This is a genomic window from Pseudomonas sp. B21-010 (assembly GCF_024749325.1).
GTDB lineage: Bacteria > Pseudomonadota > Gammaproteobacteria > Pseudomonadales > Pseudomonadaceae > Aquipseudomonas > Aquipseudomonas kilonensis.
In genome coordinates this window covers 2,100,469-2,116,013 of sequence record NZ_CP087198.1, presented here as the reverse complement: position 1 = coordinate 2,116,013, position 15,545 = coordinate 2,100,469, and the positions used below count along the sequence as shown (strand labels likewise).

The 15,545-nt window shown below is 62.2% G+C and carries 13 protein-coding genes; 10 read left to right on the top strand and 3 right to left on the bottom strand.

What is annotated here, in order from left to right:
- Window positions 1-260: 260 nt before the first annotated feature.
- Window positions 261-1,664 (top strand): MATE family efflux transporter, encoded by a 1,404-nt coding sequence (locus LOY50_RS09360; protein WP_309475807.1) that lies wholly within the window; start codon window positions 261-263, stop codon window positions 1,662-1,664.
- Here LOY50_RS09360 and tusA read toward each other — a convergent pair.
- Both tusA and rlmM read right to left on the bottom strand, forming a co-directional pair.
- Window positions 1,661-1,912 (bottom strand): sulfurtransferase TusA, encoded by a 252-nt coding sequence (tusA, locus tag LOY50_RS09355; protein ID WP_014339369.1) that lies wholly within the window; start codon window positions 1,910-1,912, stop codon window positions 1,661-1,663. The two genes, LOY50_RS09360 and tusA, sit on opposite strands and share 4 nt — an antisense overlap.
- A 188-nt stretch (window positions 1,913-2,100) precedes the next feature.
- Window positions 2,101-3,174, bottom strand: coding sequence for a 23S rRNA (cytidine(2498)-2'-O)-methyltransferase RlmM (gene rlmM, locus LOY50_RS09350; protein ID WP_253472907.1), 1,074 nt, complete (start codon window positions 3,172-3,174; stop codon window positions 2,101-2,103).
- Between the two features lie 172 nt (window positions 3,175-3,346).
- Here rlmM and acnA point away from each other — a divergent pair, with 172 nt between their 5' ends.
- From acnA to LOY50_RS09335, 3 genes are all read left to right on the top strand, one after another.
- Window positions 3,347-6,088 carry an aconitate hydratase AcnA gene (gene acnA, locus LOY50_RS09345; RefSeq protein WP_258690699.1) on the top strand — a complete coding sequence of 914 codons (2,742 nt, stop codon included), beginning with the start codon at window positions 3,347-3,349 and terminating at the stop codon, window positions 6,086-6,088.
- 325 nt (window positions 6,089-6,413) lie between these two features.
- Complete coding sequence (locus LOY50_RS09340) at window positions 6,414-7,202, top strand: CPBP family intramembrane glutamic endopeptidase (RefSeq protein WP_253472887.1); 789 nt, start codon at window positions 6,414-6,416, stop codon at window positions 7,200-7,202.
- A gap of 86 nt (window positions 7,203-7,288) precedes the next feature.
- A complete protein-coding gene (locus LOY50_RS09335) occupies window positions 7,289-8,854 on the top strand; it encodes a PAS domain-containing methyl-accepting chemotaxis protein (RefSeq protein ID WP_253472884.1) in 1,566 nt (521 codons plus the stop codon).
- Between the two features lie 167 nt (window positions 8,855-9,021).
- Here the strand turns inward: LOY50_RS09335 and LOY50_RS09330 are convergent, their stop codons facing one another.
- The gene (locus LOY50_RS09330; RefSeq protein ID WP_258690698.1) at window positions 9,022-9,711 is read right to left on the bottom strand and encodes an alpha/beta family hydrolase; all 690 of its coding nucleotides are present in this window, start codon (window positions 9,709-9,711) and stop codon (window positions 9,022-9,024) included.
- 95 nt (window positions 9,712-9,806) lie between these two features.
- Between LOY50_RS09330 and ccoN (LOY50_RS09325) the strand changes: the two genes are divergently transcribed.
- The 6 genes from ccoN (LOY50_RS09325) to ccoO (LOY50_RS09300) all read left to right on the top strand — a co-directional run bounded on the left by ccoN (LOY50_RS09325) (window position 9,807) and on the right by ccoO (LOY50_RS09300) (window position 15,539).
- The gene (ccoN, locus tag LOY50_RS09325) at window positions 9,807-11,231 is read left to right on the top strand and encodes a cytochrome-c oxidase, cbb3-type subunit I (protein WP_003199614.1); all 1,425 of its coding nucleotides are present in this window, start codon (window positions 9,807-9,809) and stop codon (window positions 11,229-11,231) included.
- Window positions 11,232-11,241: 10 nt separating this feature from the next.
- Window positions 11,242-11,850, top strand: a complete 609-nt coding sequence (gene ccoO, locus LOY50_RS09320) for a cytochrome-c oxidase, cbb3-type subunit II (RefSeq protein WP_258690697.1) — start codon at window positions 11,242-11,244, stop codon at window positions 11,848-11,850.
- Between the two features lie 3 nt (window positions 11,851-11,853).
- Window positions 11,854-12,057 carry a cbb3-type cytochrome c oxidase subunit 3 gene (locus LOY50_RS09315; RefSeq protein ID WP_253472878.1) on the top strand — a complete coding sequence of 68 codons (204 nt, stop codon included), beginning with the start codon at window positions 11,854-11,856 and terminating at the stop codon, window positions 12,055-12,057.
- A complete protein-coding gene (ccoP, locus tag LOY50_RS09310; RefSeq protein WP_253472875.1) occupies window positions 12,054-13,007 on the top strand; it encodes a cytochrome-c oxidase, cbb3-type subunit III in 954 nt (317 codons plus the stop codon). The genes LOY50_RS09315 and ccoP overlap by 4 nt, the downstream gene beginning before the upstream one ends.
- Before the next feature lie 481 nt (window positions 13,008-13,488).
- The gene (gene ccoN / locus LOY50_RS09305; protein ID WP_003199607.1) at window positions 13,489-14,931 is read left to right on the top strand and encodes a cytochrome-c oxidase, cbb3-type subunit I; all 1,443 of its coding nucleotides are present in this window, start codon (window positions 13,489-13,491) and stop codon (window positions 14,929-14,931) included.
- On the top strand, window positions 14,931-15,539 hold the full coding sequence (ccoO, locus tag LOY50_RS09300) for a cytochrome-c oxidase, cbb3-type subunit II (protein ID WP_003199605.1): 609 nt from the start codon (window positions 14,931-14,933) through the stop codon (window positions 15,537-15,539). The genes ccoN (LOY50_RS09305) and ccoO (LOY50_RS09300) overlap by 1 nt, the downstream gene beginning before the upstream one ends.
- Window positions 15,540-15,545: the final 6 nt, after the last annotated feature.

The window sequence follows — 15,545 nt, the reverse complement described above, 5'->3', positions numbered from 1 at the left end:
GCGTTCCTCGCCTCGATGGGCCAGCGCATTACCTCAGTGAACTAAATTGTGGCGAGGGAGCTTGCTCCCGCTGGCCTGCGAAGCGGGCCCAAAGTGCAGGCGACTGCTGCGCAGTCGAGCGGGAGCAAGCTCCCTCGCCACAACAGCATTTGCACGACTGAGCGAACGATTACAAATCCACAACACAGGATTTTTCCTGACCACTGCGTCAAAGCGTAGAATTCGCCGCCTTGCGCTTAACCTTTTCGGACGCTTTCCCTGTGAACCCTGTCATCGATACCCCCACCACCCTCTCCCGCCCGGCCCGCGTTCGCCTGGAACTCAGGACCTTGCTGGCCCTGGCCTTGCCGATCATGGTGGCGCAACTGGCAACCACCGCCATGGGGTTTGTCGATGCGGTGATGGCCGGTCGGGTTGGCCCGCGAGACCTGGCGGCCGTGGCCCTGGGCAACTCGATATGGGTGCCGGTGTTCCTGTTGATGACCGGCACATTGCTGGCGACCACGCCGAAAGTTGCCCAGCGCTTCGGTGCCGGTACGTTCGACGAGATCGGGCCGCTGGTGCGCCAGGCGCTGTGGCTGGCATTGGTGGTGGGGTTGATCGCGACGCTGGCGCTGTTCAGCGCCGAACCGATCCTGCACATCATGAAAGTCGACCCTGAACTGATTGGCCCATGCATGGAATACCTGCGCGGCATCGGCACGGGCCTGCCGGCGGTGGCGCTGTATCACGTACTGCGCTGCTTCAGCGATGGCCTGGGTCGCACGCGGCCGGCGATGGTGCTGGGGTTATGTGGGCTAGCGCTGAACATTCCGCTCAATTACATCTTTATCTACGGGCACCTGGGCGTGCCCGCCATGGGCGGCGTCGGTTGTGGCTGGGCCACGGCCATCGTGATGTGGGTCATGGCCCTGGGCATGGCCGGTTGGGCGCGCTGGGCACCGGCCTATCAGTCGAGCCGGCTGTTCAGCCGTTTCGACTGGCCGCAATGGGCGGTGATCAAGCGCCTGCTGGGCATCGGCCTGCCGATTGGCATTGCGGTGTTCGCCGAGTCGAGTATTTTCGCGGTGATTGCGCTGCTGATCGGCAGCCTCGGCGCCACAGTGGTGGCCGGGCACCAGATCGCGCTGAACTTCAGTTCCCTGGTGTTCATGATCCCCTACTCCCTGGGCATGGCCGTCACGGTGCGGGTCGGCCAGGCCCTGGGCCGTCGTCAGCCTCGCGAAGCGCGCTTCGCTGCTGGGGTGGGCATGGGCACGGCCCTGGCGTACGCCTGCCTGTCGGCGAGCCTGATGTTCGCGCTACGCGGGCCCATCGCGGCGATCTATACCGCCGATCCGGTGGTGATCAACGTGGCGTCGATGCTGATCGTCTACGCGGCGCTGTTCCAGTTTTCCGATGCGATCCAGGTCACGGCAGCAGGCGCGTTGCGCGGCTTCCAGGACACCCGGGTGACGATGATCCTGACCCTGTTCGCCTATTGGGGGATCGGCCTGCCGGTGGGTTACGCCCTGGGCCTGACCGACTGGCTCGGTGCCGCCAGCGGCCCGAGCGGATTGTGGCAAGGCCTGATCGTGGGCTTGAGCTGCGCGGCGCTGATGCTGTCGATCCGCCTGGCACGCAGCGCGCGCAAGCAGATCCGCCTCAGCCGCTCGACGGATTAAGCGAGTTTCTTGCGAATCCAGTAGAGGTAAGTGCCCGCTTCCTCCTGCTGGGCCACCAGTTCGTGGTCCAGGAACACGCAAAACTTGGGGATGTCGCGGCGAGTCGAGGGGTCGGTGGCGATCACTTTCAGCAGCCCGCCGGGGACCAGGTCGCGGATGTGCTGGTGCAGCATCATCACCGGTTCCGGGCAATTGAGACCCGTGGCATCCAGCGTGCCGTCCACCGGCGTATCGTTCATTTCACTCATGTTCTACTCCTGAAACTGGCCGGCATTGTCGCGCAATGTCGGCGTTCGGTCACCCCTGGCTTAACGCCGCACCCTGTGGGAGCGAGCTTGCTCGCGATAGCGGTGGGTCAGCTTGCATCAATGTTGAATGTGCCGGCGCCATCGCGAGCAAGCTCGCTCCCACAGGGGGTCTCATTGTCCTTAGGGGATTAGCGAGACTTGGGCTTTTTGGTGTCCAACCGCCGCAGGTGGCACGTCACTTCCTCGCGGTCGTGGTACAGCTGCTTGCAACCGATCTCAACCTTGATCCCCCGAGCCTTGAACCCCTCGGCGATACGTTCGAGCAGGCGCTTGACCTCGGCATAACGCTGTTTCATCGGCAGCTTGAGGTTGACCACGGCCTCGCGGCAATGCCCTTCGCCAATCCACTCCTCCAGCATCGCCGCGTTGCGTGCCGGCTTCTCGACGATATCGCAGACCATCCAGTCCACCGGCTGCTTGGGCTTGAACGTGAAGCCGTCCGCCATCAGATGCTGCACCAGGCCGGTGTCCATCAGGCTTTCGGCCATCGGGCCATTGTCGATGGCGGTCACCAGCATGCCCCGGTTGACCAGTTGCCAGGTCCAGCCGCCCGGCGCGGCGCCGAGGTCCACGCCGGTCATGTCGCTGTGCAGGCGCTCGTCCCACTGGTCCCGGGGAATAAAATGGTGCCAGGCCTCTTCAAGCTTGAGGGTGGAACGGCTCGGCGCTTCCCGGGGAAACTTCAGGCGGGGAATGCCCATGGGCCACATCGCCGAGTTATCGGATTCGGCCAGGCCCAGGAACACTTCGCGGCCACTCTTGAAGGTCAGCAGCAGGCGCGGCTTGCGCGGGTCGTCCACCAGCTTGCCGGCGCCAATCAGCGCCTTGCGCAAGGGGCCTTCGAATTTTTTGCAAAAGTTCGACAGTTCCTTGCCGTCGTTGGTATCCACCACTTCCAGCCACAGGCTGCCACAGGTCGGGAAAGCGGCCATGTGGGCCAGGATGACGCTGATGCGATCGGTTTCCGGCAAATCGATGAAAGTACCGCGCGCCCACTGACGCGGAAAAATCAGTTCGGCGAAACGCTGGCCGCCCATCAGCCGCTCGGCGCCGCCGTCTTCGGTGCAGACAAATTCAGCGCAGGCACTGGCCGGTTTGGCCTTGGCGTAGCCGGCCACGTTGAGTCGGGCCGCGTGCTCGGCGATCTCGGAACAGACCTCGCCTTCGAAGCCCGGCCGGCAGTGCATGAAAAGCGTGTTCATTGAAACTCCGTAGCAAAGCCTGTCACGAAAACCGCCGCATGATAGCGGAGTTCGGAACCGCGAACCTGCCCATAGAGTCCAGTGATTAGTCATACGCTCAAAACAGGGCTAGGTTAAAGGCTCTGTCCGTTCCGTCAGTCCGTAGCCGTGCGGACTCAAAGGAGTGATTTCAATGCCGTCCCTCGATAGCCTGAAGACCCTTAAAACACTGCAAGTCGACGCCAGGACCTACCACTACTTCAGCCTGCCGGATGCCGCCCGAAGCCTGGGCGACCTGGACAAACTGCCCATGTCGTTGAAGGTACTGCTGGAAAACCTGCTGCGTTGGGAAGATGAAAAAACCGTCACCGGCACCGACCTCAAGGCCCTGGCCGGGTGGCTCAAGGAGCGCCGCTCCGACCGCGAGATTCAATACCGCCCCGCGCGGGTGTTGATGCAAGACTTCACCGGCGTCCCCGCCGTGGTCGACCTGGCCGCCATGCGTGCCGCCGTGGAAAAGGCCGGCGGCGATCCCCAGCGGATCAACCCGCTGTCGCCGGTGGACCTGGTGATCGACCACTCGGTGATGGTCGACAAATTCGCCAGCAGCCAGGCGTTCGAGCAGAACGTCGACATCGAAATGCAGCGCAACGGCGAACGCTACGCCTTCCTGCGTTGGGGCCAGAGCGCTTTCGACAACTTCAGCGTGGTGCCGCCGGGCACTGGCATCTGCCATCAGGTCAACCTCGAATACCTGGGCCGCACCGTGTGGACCAAAGAGGAAGACGGTCGCACCTACGCGTTCCCCGACACGCTGGTGGGCACTGACTCCCACACCACCATGATCAACGGCCTCGGCGTACTGGGCTGGGGCGTCGGCGGGATCGAGGCGGAAGCGGCCATGCTCGGCCAACCGGTGTCGATGCTGATTCCCGAGGTCATCGGCTTCAAACTCATCGGCAAGCTGCGCGAAGGCATCACCGCCACCGACCTGGTGCTGACCGTCACGCAGATGCTGCGCAAGAAAGGCGTGGTGGGCAAGTTCGTCGAGTTCTATGGCGACGGTCTGGCCGACCTGCCCTTGGCCGACCGCGCCACCATCGCCAACATGGCCCCGGAATACGGCGCCACCTGCGGTTTCTTCCCGGTGGACGATGTGACCCTGGACTACTTGCGCCTGTCGGGACGCCCAGCGGAAACGGTGAAATTGGTCGAGGCCTATTGCAAGGCCCAAGGCCTGTGGCGCTTGCCCGGCCAGGAACCGGTGTTCACCGACACCCTGGAGCTGGACATGGGCAGCGTCGAGGCCAGCCTCGCCGGACCGAAACGCCCGCAGGACCGGGTTTCGCTGCCGAATGTCGGCCAGGCTTTCAGCGACTTCCTGGGGTTGCAGGTCAAACCCACCAGCAAAGAAGAAGGTCGCCTGGAAAGTGAAGGTGGCGGTGGCGTCGCGGTGGGCAATGCCGATCAGGTGGGCGAAGCCGAATACGAATACGAAGGCCACACCCATCGCCTGAAAAACGGCGCGGTGGTGATTGCCGCCATTACTTCGTGCACCAACACCTCCAACCCCAGCGTGATGATGGCCGCCGGGCTGCTGGCGAAAAAAGCCGTGGAAAAAGGCCTGACCCGCAAGCCTTGGGTCAAGAGCTCCCTGGCCCCGGGCTCCAAGGTGGTCACTGACTACTACAAGGCGGCCGGCCTGACCGAGTACCTGGATAAACTCGGTTTCGACTTGGTGGGCTATGGTTGCACCACCTGCATCGGCAACTCCGGACCGTTGCCAGAGCCCATCGAAAAAGCCATCCAGAAAGCCGACTTGACGGTGGCTTCGGTCTTGTCGGGCAACCGCAACTTCGAAGGCCGGGTGCACCCACTGGTGAAGACCAACTGGCTGGCTTCGCCGCCGCTGGTGGTCGCCTATGCCCTGGCCGGCACCGTGCGCATCGACATCAGCAGCGAGCCGCTGGGCAACGACCGGGACGGCAAACCGGTATACCTGCGGGACATCTGGCCCAGCAGCCAGGAAGTGGCCGCCGCCGTAGCCCAGGTCAACACCAGCATGTTCCACAAGGAATACGCCGCCGTGTTTGCCGGTGACGAGCAATGGCAAGCCATCGAAGTGCCGCAGGCGGCGACTTACGTCTGGCAGGACGACTCGACCTACATCCAGCACCCGCCGTTCTTCGACGACATCGACGGGCCGCCACCGGCGGTCAAGAACGTCGTGGGTGCACGTGTCCTGGCCCTGTTGGGAGACTCGGTGACCACCGACCACATCTCCCCGGCCGGCAACATCAAGGCGGACAGCCCGGCCGGTCGCTACCTGCGTGAACAAGGCGTGGAGCCGCGAGACTTCAACTCCTACGGTTCCAGGCGTGGCAACCACCAGGTGATGATGCGCGGCACCTTCGCCAATATCCGCATTCGCAACGAAATGCTCGACGGCGAAGAAGGTGGCAACACGATCTACATCCCCAGTGGCGAACGAATGCCGATCTACGACGCCGCCATGCTGTACCAGGCCGCAGGCACGCCGCTGGTGGTGATCGCCGGCCAGGAATATGGCACCGGATCGAGCCGGGACTGGGCAGCGAAGGGCACGAACCTGCTGGGGGTCAAGGCGGTGATCGCCGAAAGCTTCGAGCGCATCCATCGCTCCAACCTGGTGGGCATGGGTGTGCTGCCGTTGCAGTTCAAGCTCGACCAGAACCGCAAGAGCCTGAACCTTGCGGGCAAGGAAACCCTGGACATCCTCGGGCTCAATGACGTCGAACTGACGCCGCGCATGAACCTGTCCCTGGTCATTACCCGCGAGGACGGCAGCCAGGAGCGAATCGAAGTGCTGTGCCGGATCGATACCTTGAATGAAGTGGAATATTTCAAGGCCGGCGGGATCCTTCACTATGTGTTGCGGCAATTGATTGCCGGCTAAAGATCAGCCCCCTGTGGGAGCGAGCTCGCTCGCGATAGCGGTAGAACAGCCAACATCGATGTTGACTGACAAGCCCCTATCGCGAGCAAGCTCGCTCCCACAGGTTCTGCGGCTTACTGACCGTTATTAGCGTTTTAACAGGCGGCGTCTTTGCACGAGCCTGCCTATAATCCCGTCGGCACTCACGGAACCGAGTCAGCCAACGGCTTGCCCCTCCTACGCATGAACCTGCATGGATACAAAACGTGTTCTTTGCGCGACCTGGCAGCGTCATAGACGCGGCGGCCACTTTCGCCCAAAGCTCTACCGTCTAAAAGGATGTTATATGCCCGCTTTACCTTGGCCCTATCTGGCCATGCTCGCCATCGGCTATGGCCTGGCCCTGGCCTACGGCCAGTTGGCCTGGACCGCCCTCATCTCAGTCGCGCTATTGCTGTTCGCCGGGTATGCCGTTCGCCAGCAACCCATGCCAATCGGCCGGTTTCTCGGTCACATTCTATTTGTGGTAATGGCCCTGGCGCTGGCCTTGCATTGGATGCCCGGCTTCTTCAATGGCCGGGCGATCCCCGCGCAACGCTTGACCGACGACGCCGCGCCATTTGCCATGTACTTCAACCAGGACAAGCCCCTGATCGGATTCTGGCTGCTGCTGGCCTGCCCCTGGATCGTCGGCCGGCGCTCATTTCGCCTGTCGGTCTATGCCACGGCCCTGGGGCTGGCGCTGAGCGCGGTGCTGGCCCTCGGCGGGGCGATGCTGCTGGGCATGATCCATTGGGCACCAAAATGGCCGGATCACGCCTGGTTGTGGGTGCTCAATAATCTTTTATTGGTGACGCTCGTGGAGGAAGCGCTGTTTCGTGGCTACATTCAGGGAGGCTTGAGCCGGCGCTTCAAACACCTGGGCTACGGCGACAACCTGGCGCTGCTCCTGACCTCGCTGCTGTTCGGCGTGGTACACGCTGGCGCAGGTTGGCAATGGGTGCTGTTGTCGGGCCTGGCGGGGGTCGGCTACGGCCTGGCGTATCGTTTTGGCGGCCTGGGCGCGGCGATTGCTACGCATTTTCTCCTCAATCTGCTTCATTTCGCCCTATTTACCTACCCGATGCTGGCGTGATAGCGACAGGCAAAAATAACTTCAATTAAAACCTGACACCGCCGACAACCTTTCATAGCCTTTCAAAGTCTTGCGGATCAACACACATGCGTAACAACCAACCCGTCACACAACGCGAAAGGACCTTCCCGGCCCAGCAACGATTGATTTCGACCACCGACGCCAAGGGCGTGATCACCTACTGCAACGACGCGTTCGTTGACATCAGCGGGTATTCGAAGGAAGAACTGATTCGTTCGCCGCACAATCTCGTGCGCCATCCCGACGTCCCATCCGCGGTGTTCGCACACATGTGGGGTACGCTGAAACAAGGCTTGCCATGGATGGGCATCGTCAAGAACCGCAGCAAGAACGGCGACCATTACTGGGTCAATGCCTATGTCACGCCCGTGTTCGAGGGCAATCAGGTGGTCGGCTACGAATCGGTGCGGGTCAAGCCCTCCGCCGAACAGATCGCTCGGGCCGAAGCGCTTTATCAACGCATCAACCAAGGCAAGTCCGCGGTTCCGGGCAGCGACAAATGGGTGCCCATGCTGCAGGACTGGCTACCGTTTATCCTGGTCAGCCAGTTGAGTTTCGTCGTCGGCGCGTTCCTGGATTCCTCCTGGGGCTTTGCCCTGGCGGCCGTGCTGTCGGTGCCCTTGGGGCTGATGGGCCTGCAATGGCAGCAACGCGGGATCAAGCGCCTGCTGCGCCTGGCCGAGCAAACCACGTCCGACCCACTGATCGCCCGGATGTACACCGACAGCCGTGGCGTCCAGGCACGCCTGGAGATGTCGATCCTCAGCCAGGAAGCACGCCTGAAAACCTGCCTGACCCGCCTGCAGGACACCGCCGAGCACCTTAACGACCAGGCTCGCCAGTCCAATACCCTGGCTCATAGCAGTTCCAGTGGCCTGGAGCGCCAGCGGGTGGAGACCGAACAGGTCGCTACGGCCGTCAACCAGATGGCGGCAACAACCCAGGAAGTCGCCAGCCACGTGCAGCGCACCGCCGATGCCACCCAGGAAGCCAACCGCCTGACCAGCCGCGGCCGCGACATCGCCGGCGAAACCCGCGAAGCCATCGAGCGCCTGTCGGTGGTGGTCGGCGAGACCGGGCAGACCGTGACCCAGCTGGCCAAGGACAGCGACGAGATCGGTGGCGTGGTAGACGTGATCAAAGGCATCGCCGACCAGACCAACCTGCTGGCCCTCAACGCCGCCATCGAAGCGGCCCGTGCCGGGGAGATGGGCCGTGGCTTTGCCGTGGTGGCTGACGAAGTGCGGCAACTGGCACAACGCACCAGCGAATCCACTGGGCAGATCCACGCCCTGATCGCCAAGCTCCAGCAGACCGCCACCAACGCCGTGCAGACCATGGACGCCGGCCATCGCCAGGCCGAAGAAGGCGTGGCGCGGGTCATGGAAGCGGACGAGGCACTGGTGGGGATCAGCGAAGCAGTAGCCCACATCACCGACATGACCACCCAGATCGCCGCCGCCACCGAGGAGCAAAGCTCAGTGGCCGAGGAGATCAGCCGCAACATCAGCAATATCTCGGAGCTGGCCGACCAGACCTCTGGCCAGGCTCACAGCTCGGCACTGCTGAGTGAAGAGCTGACCCGCACGGCCAATACGCAGTATTCGTTGGTAGAGCGGTTTAACCGCTGATCGTTGCTTGATACAGAAAACCCGGATAGCGAAAGCTTCCGGGTTTTTTGTTGCCTGATAGATCGCTATCGCGAGCAAGCTCGCTCCCACAGGGGTTGGGGTCGCTCATTCAAATGCATTCCACTGTGGGAGCGAGCTTGCTCGCGAAGAGGCCAGGACAGACGCCATCAATCCTGAAGAAACGCCGCCACCTTTCCCGCAGCAGCCTCCAGATGCTGCTCATGACTAAACCCCGAAGCCTTCAACGGCTTCAAATCATGATCCCCCGCCGCCAGCCACATCACTTCAATATCCGGTGACAAGGCATACCCCTGCACCGCCTCCCGATTGCCTAACGCATCGCGCTCGCCCTGGACGATCAAGGTCCGGGTCTTCAACGCCGCCAGATGCTCGACCCGCGGTTTCTCCGGCTTGCCCACCGCGTAGAAGGGATACCCCAGGCACACCAGCGCATCGGCGCCCAGTTCATCGGCCAGCAGGCTCGCCATACGCCCGCCCATGGATTTGCCCCCCACCGCCAGCCGTCCAGCGACATAAGGCCGCACCGTGGCGTACACCTCACGCCAGCATTCCAGCAACTTAGGCGCCGGGTTGGGTGGACGCTTGCCCCCATCCTGGCGCCGCTGGGCCATGTAGGGAAACTCGAAGCGCAATACGTTGACGCCCTGCGCGGCAAGGCGCGCGGCCATTTGCGCCATAAAGCCACTGTCCATTGGCGCACCGGCACCATGGGCCAGGATCAGGGTTGGCGCCCTGGCGCTGGCGACCGATTGCCCGGCAGTCCATAACCAGCCGTGTTCGGCCACACATCGCGCCCATTGATCCCCGTCAATACTGGCCTTGTGCTGTTTGTCCATGCTGACCTCGCTTTTAGTCTGCCTATAACTCCAGGCGAAGAACGCCGCACTGCCTTGCGCAGGCGCTACTTCGGCTGAACCGTGGATGGGGAACCATGAACACTTCTATCAGTACCGCCTACAACTACAAGGTGGTCCGCCAATTCGCCATTATGACGGTGGTGTGGGGCATCGTCGGCATGGGGCTCGGGGTTTTTCTCGCCGCCCAATTGGTCTGGCCACAACTCAACTTCGATTTGCCATGGACCAGCTTCGGCCGCCTGCGCCCACTGCACACCAACGCAGTGATCTTTGCCTTCGGCGGGTGCGCGTTGTTTGCGAGTTCGTTTTATTCCGTGCAACGCACCTGCCAGACGCAGCTGTTCGCGCCGAAAATCGCCGCGTTCTGCTTCTGGGGCTGGCAACTGGTGATCCTGCTGGCGGCCATCAGCCTGCCACTGGGCTACACCAGTTCCAAGGAATACGCCGAGTTGGAATGGCCGATCGACATCCTGATCACCATCGTCTGGGTGGCCTACGCGATTGTGTTCTTCGGCACCGTGGCCAAACGCAACACCAAGCACATCTACGTCGGTAACTGGTTCTTCGGCGGGTTCATCCTGACCGTGGCGATCCTGCACATCGTCAACAACCTGGAGCTGCCGGTGAGCTTCACCAAATCCTACTCGGTGTACGCCGGGGCCACGGACGCGATGGTGCAATGGTGGTACGGCCACAACGCCGTAGGCTTCTTCCTCACCGCAGGCTTCCTGGGGATGATGTACTACTTCGTGCCGAAGCAGGCCGAGCGCCCGGTGTATTCCTATCGCTTGTCCATCGTGCACTTCTGGGCACTGATCACCCTGTACATCTGGGCCGGCCCTCACCACTTGCACTACACCGCGCTGCCGGACTGGGCACAGTCCCTGGGCATGGTGATGTCGCTGATCCTGCTGGCGCCAAGCTGGGGCGGCATGATCAACGGCATGATGACCCTGTCGGGGGCCTGGCATAAGCTGCGCAGCGACCCGATCCTGCGGTTCCTGGTGGTGTCCCTGGCGTTCTACGGCATGTCGACCTTCGAAGGTCCGATGATGGCGATCAAGACCGTCAACGCCCTCTCCCACTACACCGACTGGACCATCGGCCACGTCCATGCCGGCGCGCTCGGCTGGGTGGCGATGATTTCCATCGGTGCGCTGTACCACATGATCCCGAAAGTCTTCGGCCGGCCACAGATGCACAGCATCGGCCTGATCAACGCGCACTTCTGGCTCGCGACCATCGGCACCGTGCTCTACATCGCCTCGATGTGGGTCAACGGCATCGCCCAGGGCCTGATGTGGCGTGCGGTGAACGAAGACGGCACGCTCACCTACTCCTTCGTCGAAACCCTGGTGGCCAGCCACCCAGGCTTCGTCGTGCGGCTGGCGGGCGGGTCGATCTTCCTCCTCGGCATGCTGCTGATGGCCTACAACACCTGGCGCACCGTGCGGGCCTACCAGCCTGCCGAAGCCGCCGCTGCCGCGCAGATGGCCTGAGGAGTCCACCATGAAACACGAAACAATCGAAAAAAACGTCGGCCTGCTGATGCTGCTGATGGTCCTGGCCGTGAGCATTGGTGGCCTGACCCAGATCGTGCCGCTGTTCTTCCAGGACGTGACCAATAAACCGGTGGACGGCATGAAGCCCTACACCGCCCTGCAACTGGAAGGCCGTGATATCTACATTCGTGAAGGTTGCGTCGGCTGCCACTCGCAGATGATCCGTCCATTCCGCGCCGAGACCGAGCGCTACGGCCACTACTCCGTCGCCGGCGAAAGCGTCTGGGACCACCCATTCCTGTGGGGCTCCAAGCGCACCGGGCCGGACCTGGCACGGGTCGGCGCGCGCTACTCCGATGATTGGCACCGCGCCCACCTGTACAACCCGCGCAACGTCGTGCCCGAGTCGAAAATGCCGGCCTACCCGTGGCTGGTGACCCAGGTGGTAGACAGCAGCCACACCGAAGGCAAGCTGCGCGCCATGCGCACCCTGGGCGTGCCGTACACCGACGACGACATCACGGGCAGCGTGGCCTCGCTCAAGGGCAAGACCGAAATGGACGCGCTGGTGGCCTACCTGCAAGTGCTCGGCACTGCCATCAAGAGCAAGAGGTGAGCCATGGTTCTTGAAATGAGTACTGGAATGATCCGCGGCCTGGGCACGGTCGTGGTGTTCATCGCCTTCATCGGCCTGACCCTGTGGGTATTCAGCAGCAAACGTCGTCCAGAGTTCGCCGAAGCGCGCCTGCTGCCGTTCGCCGACGAGCCAGCTGCCGACATCGCCACCCCCCAAGACCCTGCAACAAGGAGCACCCGGCCATGACCACCTTCTGGAGTACGTGGATCTGCGTACTGACCATCGGCAGCCTCATCGGCCTGACGTGGTTGCTGATCGGCACTCGCAAGGGCGAGACCAAGGGCAGCGTCGACCAGACCATGGGCCACAGCTTCGACGGCATCGAGGAGTACGACAACCCGCTGCCGCAGTGGTGGTTCCTGTTGTTCGCCGGCACCCTGGTGTTTTCCGTCGGCTACCTGGTCCTCTATCCGGGCCTGGGCAACTGGAAAGGCATCCTGCCAGGCTACGAGAACGGCTGGACCGGCGCCCATGAATGGGAAAAGGAAATGGCCAAGGCCGATGCCAAGTTCGGACCGATCTTCGCCAAATTCGCCGCCATGCCCGTGGAGGAAGTGGCCAAGGACCCACAGGCCTTGAAGATGGGTGGCCGCCTGTTCGCCTCCAACTGCTCGGTCTGCCATGGTTCGGACGCCAAGGGTGCCTTCGGCTTCCCGAACCTGGCCGACAGCAACTGGCGCTGGGGCGGCGCTGCCGACACCATCAAGACCACCATCATGGGCGGCCGCATGGCGGCGATGCCGGCCTGGGGCGAAGTGCTGGGAGAGGCCGGGGTCAAGAATGTGGCCGCGTACGTACGCCACGACTTGGCCGGCCTGCCTCTGCCGGCGGACAGCGGTGCCGACCTGCAAGCCGGCCAGCAAGCCTTCAGCACCACCTGTGTCGCCTGCCACGGCGCCAACGGCCAGGGAACCGAAGCCATGGGCGCGCCGAACCTGACGCAACCGGCCGGCTTCATCTACGGCACCAGCCTGGCACAGTTGCAGCAGACCATTCGCCATGGTCGCCAGGGCCACATGCCAGCGCAGAATGAGTTGCTGGGCAATGACAAGGTGCAACTGCTGGCCGCCTACGTCTACAGCCTGTCCCACGCCGCCGGTGCCGAGCGCCTGCAAGCCGAACACAAAAGCGAATAAATCTTGACCGCGTGAACAGCCGCATCCGTCTGGATGCGGCTGTTCCGTGTCCCTGCGCGACGCATTGTCGCACCCTCCCATAGTCTTTCTTTCGGTTCCCCGGAATCGGGTCTAAGCTTGCCTTTGCGTGCGCTGGCGACTGCCGGTTTCAGGTCGACCCGACCCGATGCGTTCGACAATCGTTCGTCAAAAAGGCCGCAAAGGCAGGTGAATACCGGCTGTTGCGACAGTTGCCTGGCATCACCCGAACGCCGTGTTTGAACACACCCCGTTACAACCGACCTGACCCCCTCGCCTCATTCCTTCGTTGCGACATTTTGCCGTGGGCCATTTTTGTCCCTACAAGAAACATGGAAAGGCCGCAGAATCAGCTTTGGAAAGCATTGACCCAGGTCATGGCGCGTTGCAATGACCCCCCGCTTTCTCCATACTTGCGACCGATTTTTATCCTAATAAAACACCCAAACCGTGGAACCTTAGAATGAGCACAGCAATCAGTCCGACTGCTTATAACTATAAGGTAGTCCGCCAGTTCGCCATCATGACGGTGGTCTGGGGGATCCTTGGCATGGGGCTCGGTGTCTTCATCGCCTCGCAACTGGTCTGGCCGGAGTTGAACTTCGATCTGCCATGGACGACATTTGGACGCCTGCGCCCGCTGCACACCAACCTGGTGATCTTCGCCTTCGGTGGTTGTGCATTGTTTGCCACTTCTTACTACGTCGTGCAGCGAACCTGCCAAACGCGACTGATCTCCGACAGCCTCGCCGCCTTCACCTTCTGGGGCTGGCAAGCGGTCATCGTCGGTGCGATCGTGACCTTGCCACTGGGTTACACCACCACCAAGGAATACGCTGAGCTGGAATGGCCCCTGGCTATCCTGCTGGCCATTGTCTGGGTGACCTACGGTCTGGTGTTCTTCGGCACCATCGTCAAGCGCAAGACCAAGCACATCTACGTCGGTAACTGGTTCTACGGTGCGTTCATCGTCGTGACAGCCATGCTGCACATCGTCAACCACGCTTCCCTGCCGGTCAGCTTCTTCAAGTCGTACTCGGCCTACTCGGGCGCGACCGATGCGATGATCCAGTGGTGGTACGGCCACAACGCCGTAGGCTTCTTCCTGACCACCGGTTTCCTGGGGATGATGTACTACTTCGTGCCGAAACAGGCCGAGCGTCCGATCTATTCCTATCGCCTGTCCATCGTGCACTTCTGGGCGCTGATCACCCTGTACATCTGGGCCGGTCCGCACCACCTGCACTACACCGCACTGCCAGACTGGGCGCAGTCCCTGGGCATGGCGATGTCGATCATCCTGCTGGCGCCAAGCTGGGGCGGCATGATCAACGGCATGATGACCCTGTCGGGCGCCTGGCATAAGCTGCGCACCGACCCGATCCTGCGGTTCCTGGTGGTCTCGTTGGCGTTCTACGGCATGTCGACCTTCGAAGGCCCGATGATGGCCATCAAGACCGTCAACTCCCTGAGCCACTACACCGACTGGACCATTGGCCACGTGCACGCTGGTGCGCTCGGCTGGGTGGCGATGATTTCCATCGGCGCCATCTACCACATGATCCCGAAACTGTTCGGTCGTGCGCAGATGCACAGCACCGGCCTGATCAACGCGCACTTCTGGCTCGCGACCATCGGCACCGTGCTCTACATCGCCTCGATGTGGGTCAACGGCATCACCCAAGGCCTGATGTGGCGTGCAATCAACGACGACGGCACCCTGACCTACTCGTTCGTCGAAGCCCTGCAAGCCAGCCACCCGGGCTATATCGTCCGAGCCCTGGGCGGCGCGTTCTTCGCCAGCGGCATGCTGTTCATGGCCTACAACGTGTACCGCACCGTTCGTGCCTCTGACCCGGCTGAAGCTGAAGCCGCCGCCAAGATCGCCGTAGTTGGAGCTCACTGATGAAGCACGAAGCAGTAGAGAAGAATATCGGCCTGCTGGCCTTCTTCATGGTCATCGCCGTGAGCATCGGCGGCCTGACCCAGATCGTTCCGCTGTTCTTCCAGGACGTGACCAACAAGCCGGTCGAAGGCATGAAGCCACGTACCGCCCTTGAACTGGAAGGCCGTGACATCTATATCGCCAACGGTTGTGTCGGCTGCCACTCGCAGATGATCCGTCCGTTCCGCGCCGAAACCGAACGCTATGGCCACTATTCGGTCGCCGGTGAAAGCGTCTGGGATCACCCGTTCCTGTGGGGTTCCAAGCGTACCGGTCCGGACCTGGCCCGCGTTGGCGGCCGCTACTCCGACGACTGGCACCGTGCGCACTTGTACAACCCGCGCAACGTGGTACCTGAGTCGAAAATGCCGGCCTACCCGTTCCTCGTAGAAAACAAGCTCGACGGCAAAGACACCGCCAAGAAAATGGAAGTCCTGCGCACCCTGGGCGTGCCTTACACCGACGAAGACATCGCCGGTGCCAAGGATGCCGTCAAGGGCAAGACTGAAATGGACGCGCTGGTGGCCTATCTGCAAGGCCTGGGCACCATCATCAAAAGCAAACGGTGATTCTTT

Coding starts and splice junctions, on each gene's coding strand:
- ccoO (WP_258690697.1), top strand. CDS start 11,242: ATGAAACACGAAACAATCGAAAAAAACGTCGGCCTGCTGATGCTGCTG.
- LOY50_RS09315 (WP_253472878.1), top strand. CDS start 11,854: ATGGTTCTTGAAATGAGTACTGGAATGATCCGCGGCCTGGGCACGGTC.
- ccoP (WP_253472875.1), top strand. CDS start 12,054: ATGACCACCTTCTGGAGTACGTGGATCTGCGTACTGACCATCGGCAGC.
- ccoO (WP_003199605.1), top strand. CDS start 14,931: ATGAAGCACGAAGCAGTAGAGAAGAATATCGGCCTGCTGGCCTTCTTC.
- LOY50_RS09330 (WP_258690698.1), bottom strand. CDS start 9,711: ATGGACAAACAGCACAAGGCCAGTATTGACGGGGATCAATGGGCGCGA.
- ccoN (WP_003199607.1), top strand. CDS start 13,489: ATGAGCACAGCAATCAGTCCGACTGCTTATAACTATAAGGTAGTCCGC.
- LOY50_RS09335 (WP_253472884.1), top strand. CDS start 7,289: ATGCGTAACAACCAACCCGTCACACAACGCGAAAGGACCTTCCCGGCC.
- acnA (WP_258690699.1), top strand. CDS start 3,347: ATGCCGTCCCTCGATAGCCTGAAGACCCTTAAAACACTGCAAGTCGAC.
- LOY50_RS09340 (WP_253472887.1), top strand. CDS start 6,414: ATGCCCGCTTTACCTTGGCCCTATCTGGCCATGCTCGCCATCGGCTAT.
- ccoN (WP_003199614.1), top strand. CDS start 9,807: ATGAACACTTCTATCAGTACCGCCTACAACTACAAGGTGGTCCGCCAA.
- rlmM (WP_253472907.1), bottom strand. CDS start 3,174: ATGAACACGCTTTTCATGCACTGCCGGCCGGGCTTCGAAGGCGAGGTC.
- tusA (WP_014339369.1), bottom strand. CDS start 1,912: ATGAGTGAAATGAACGATACGCCGGTGGACGGCACGCTGGATGCCACG.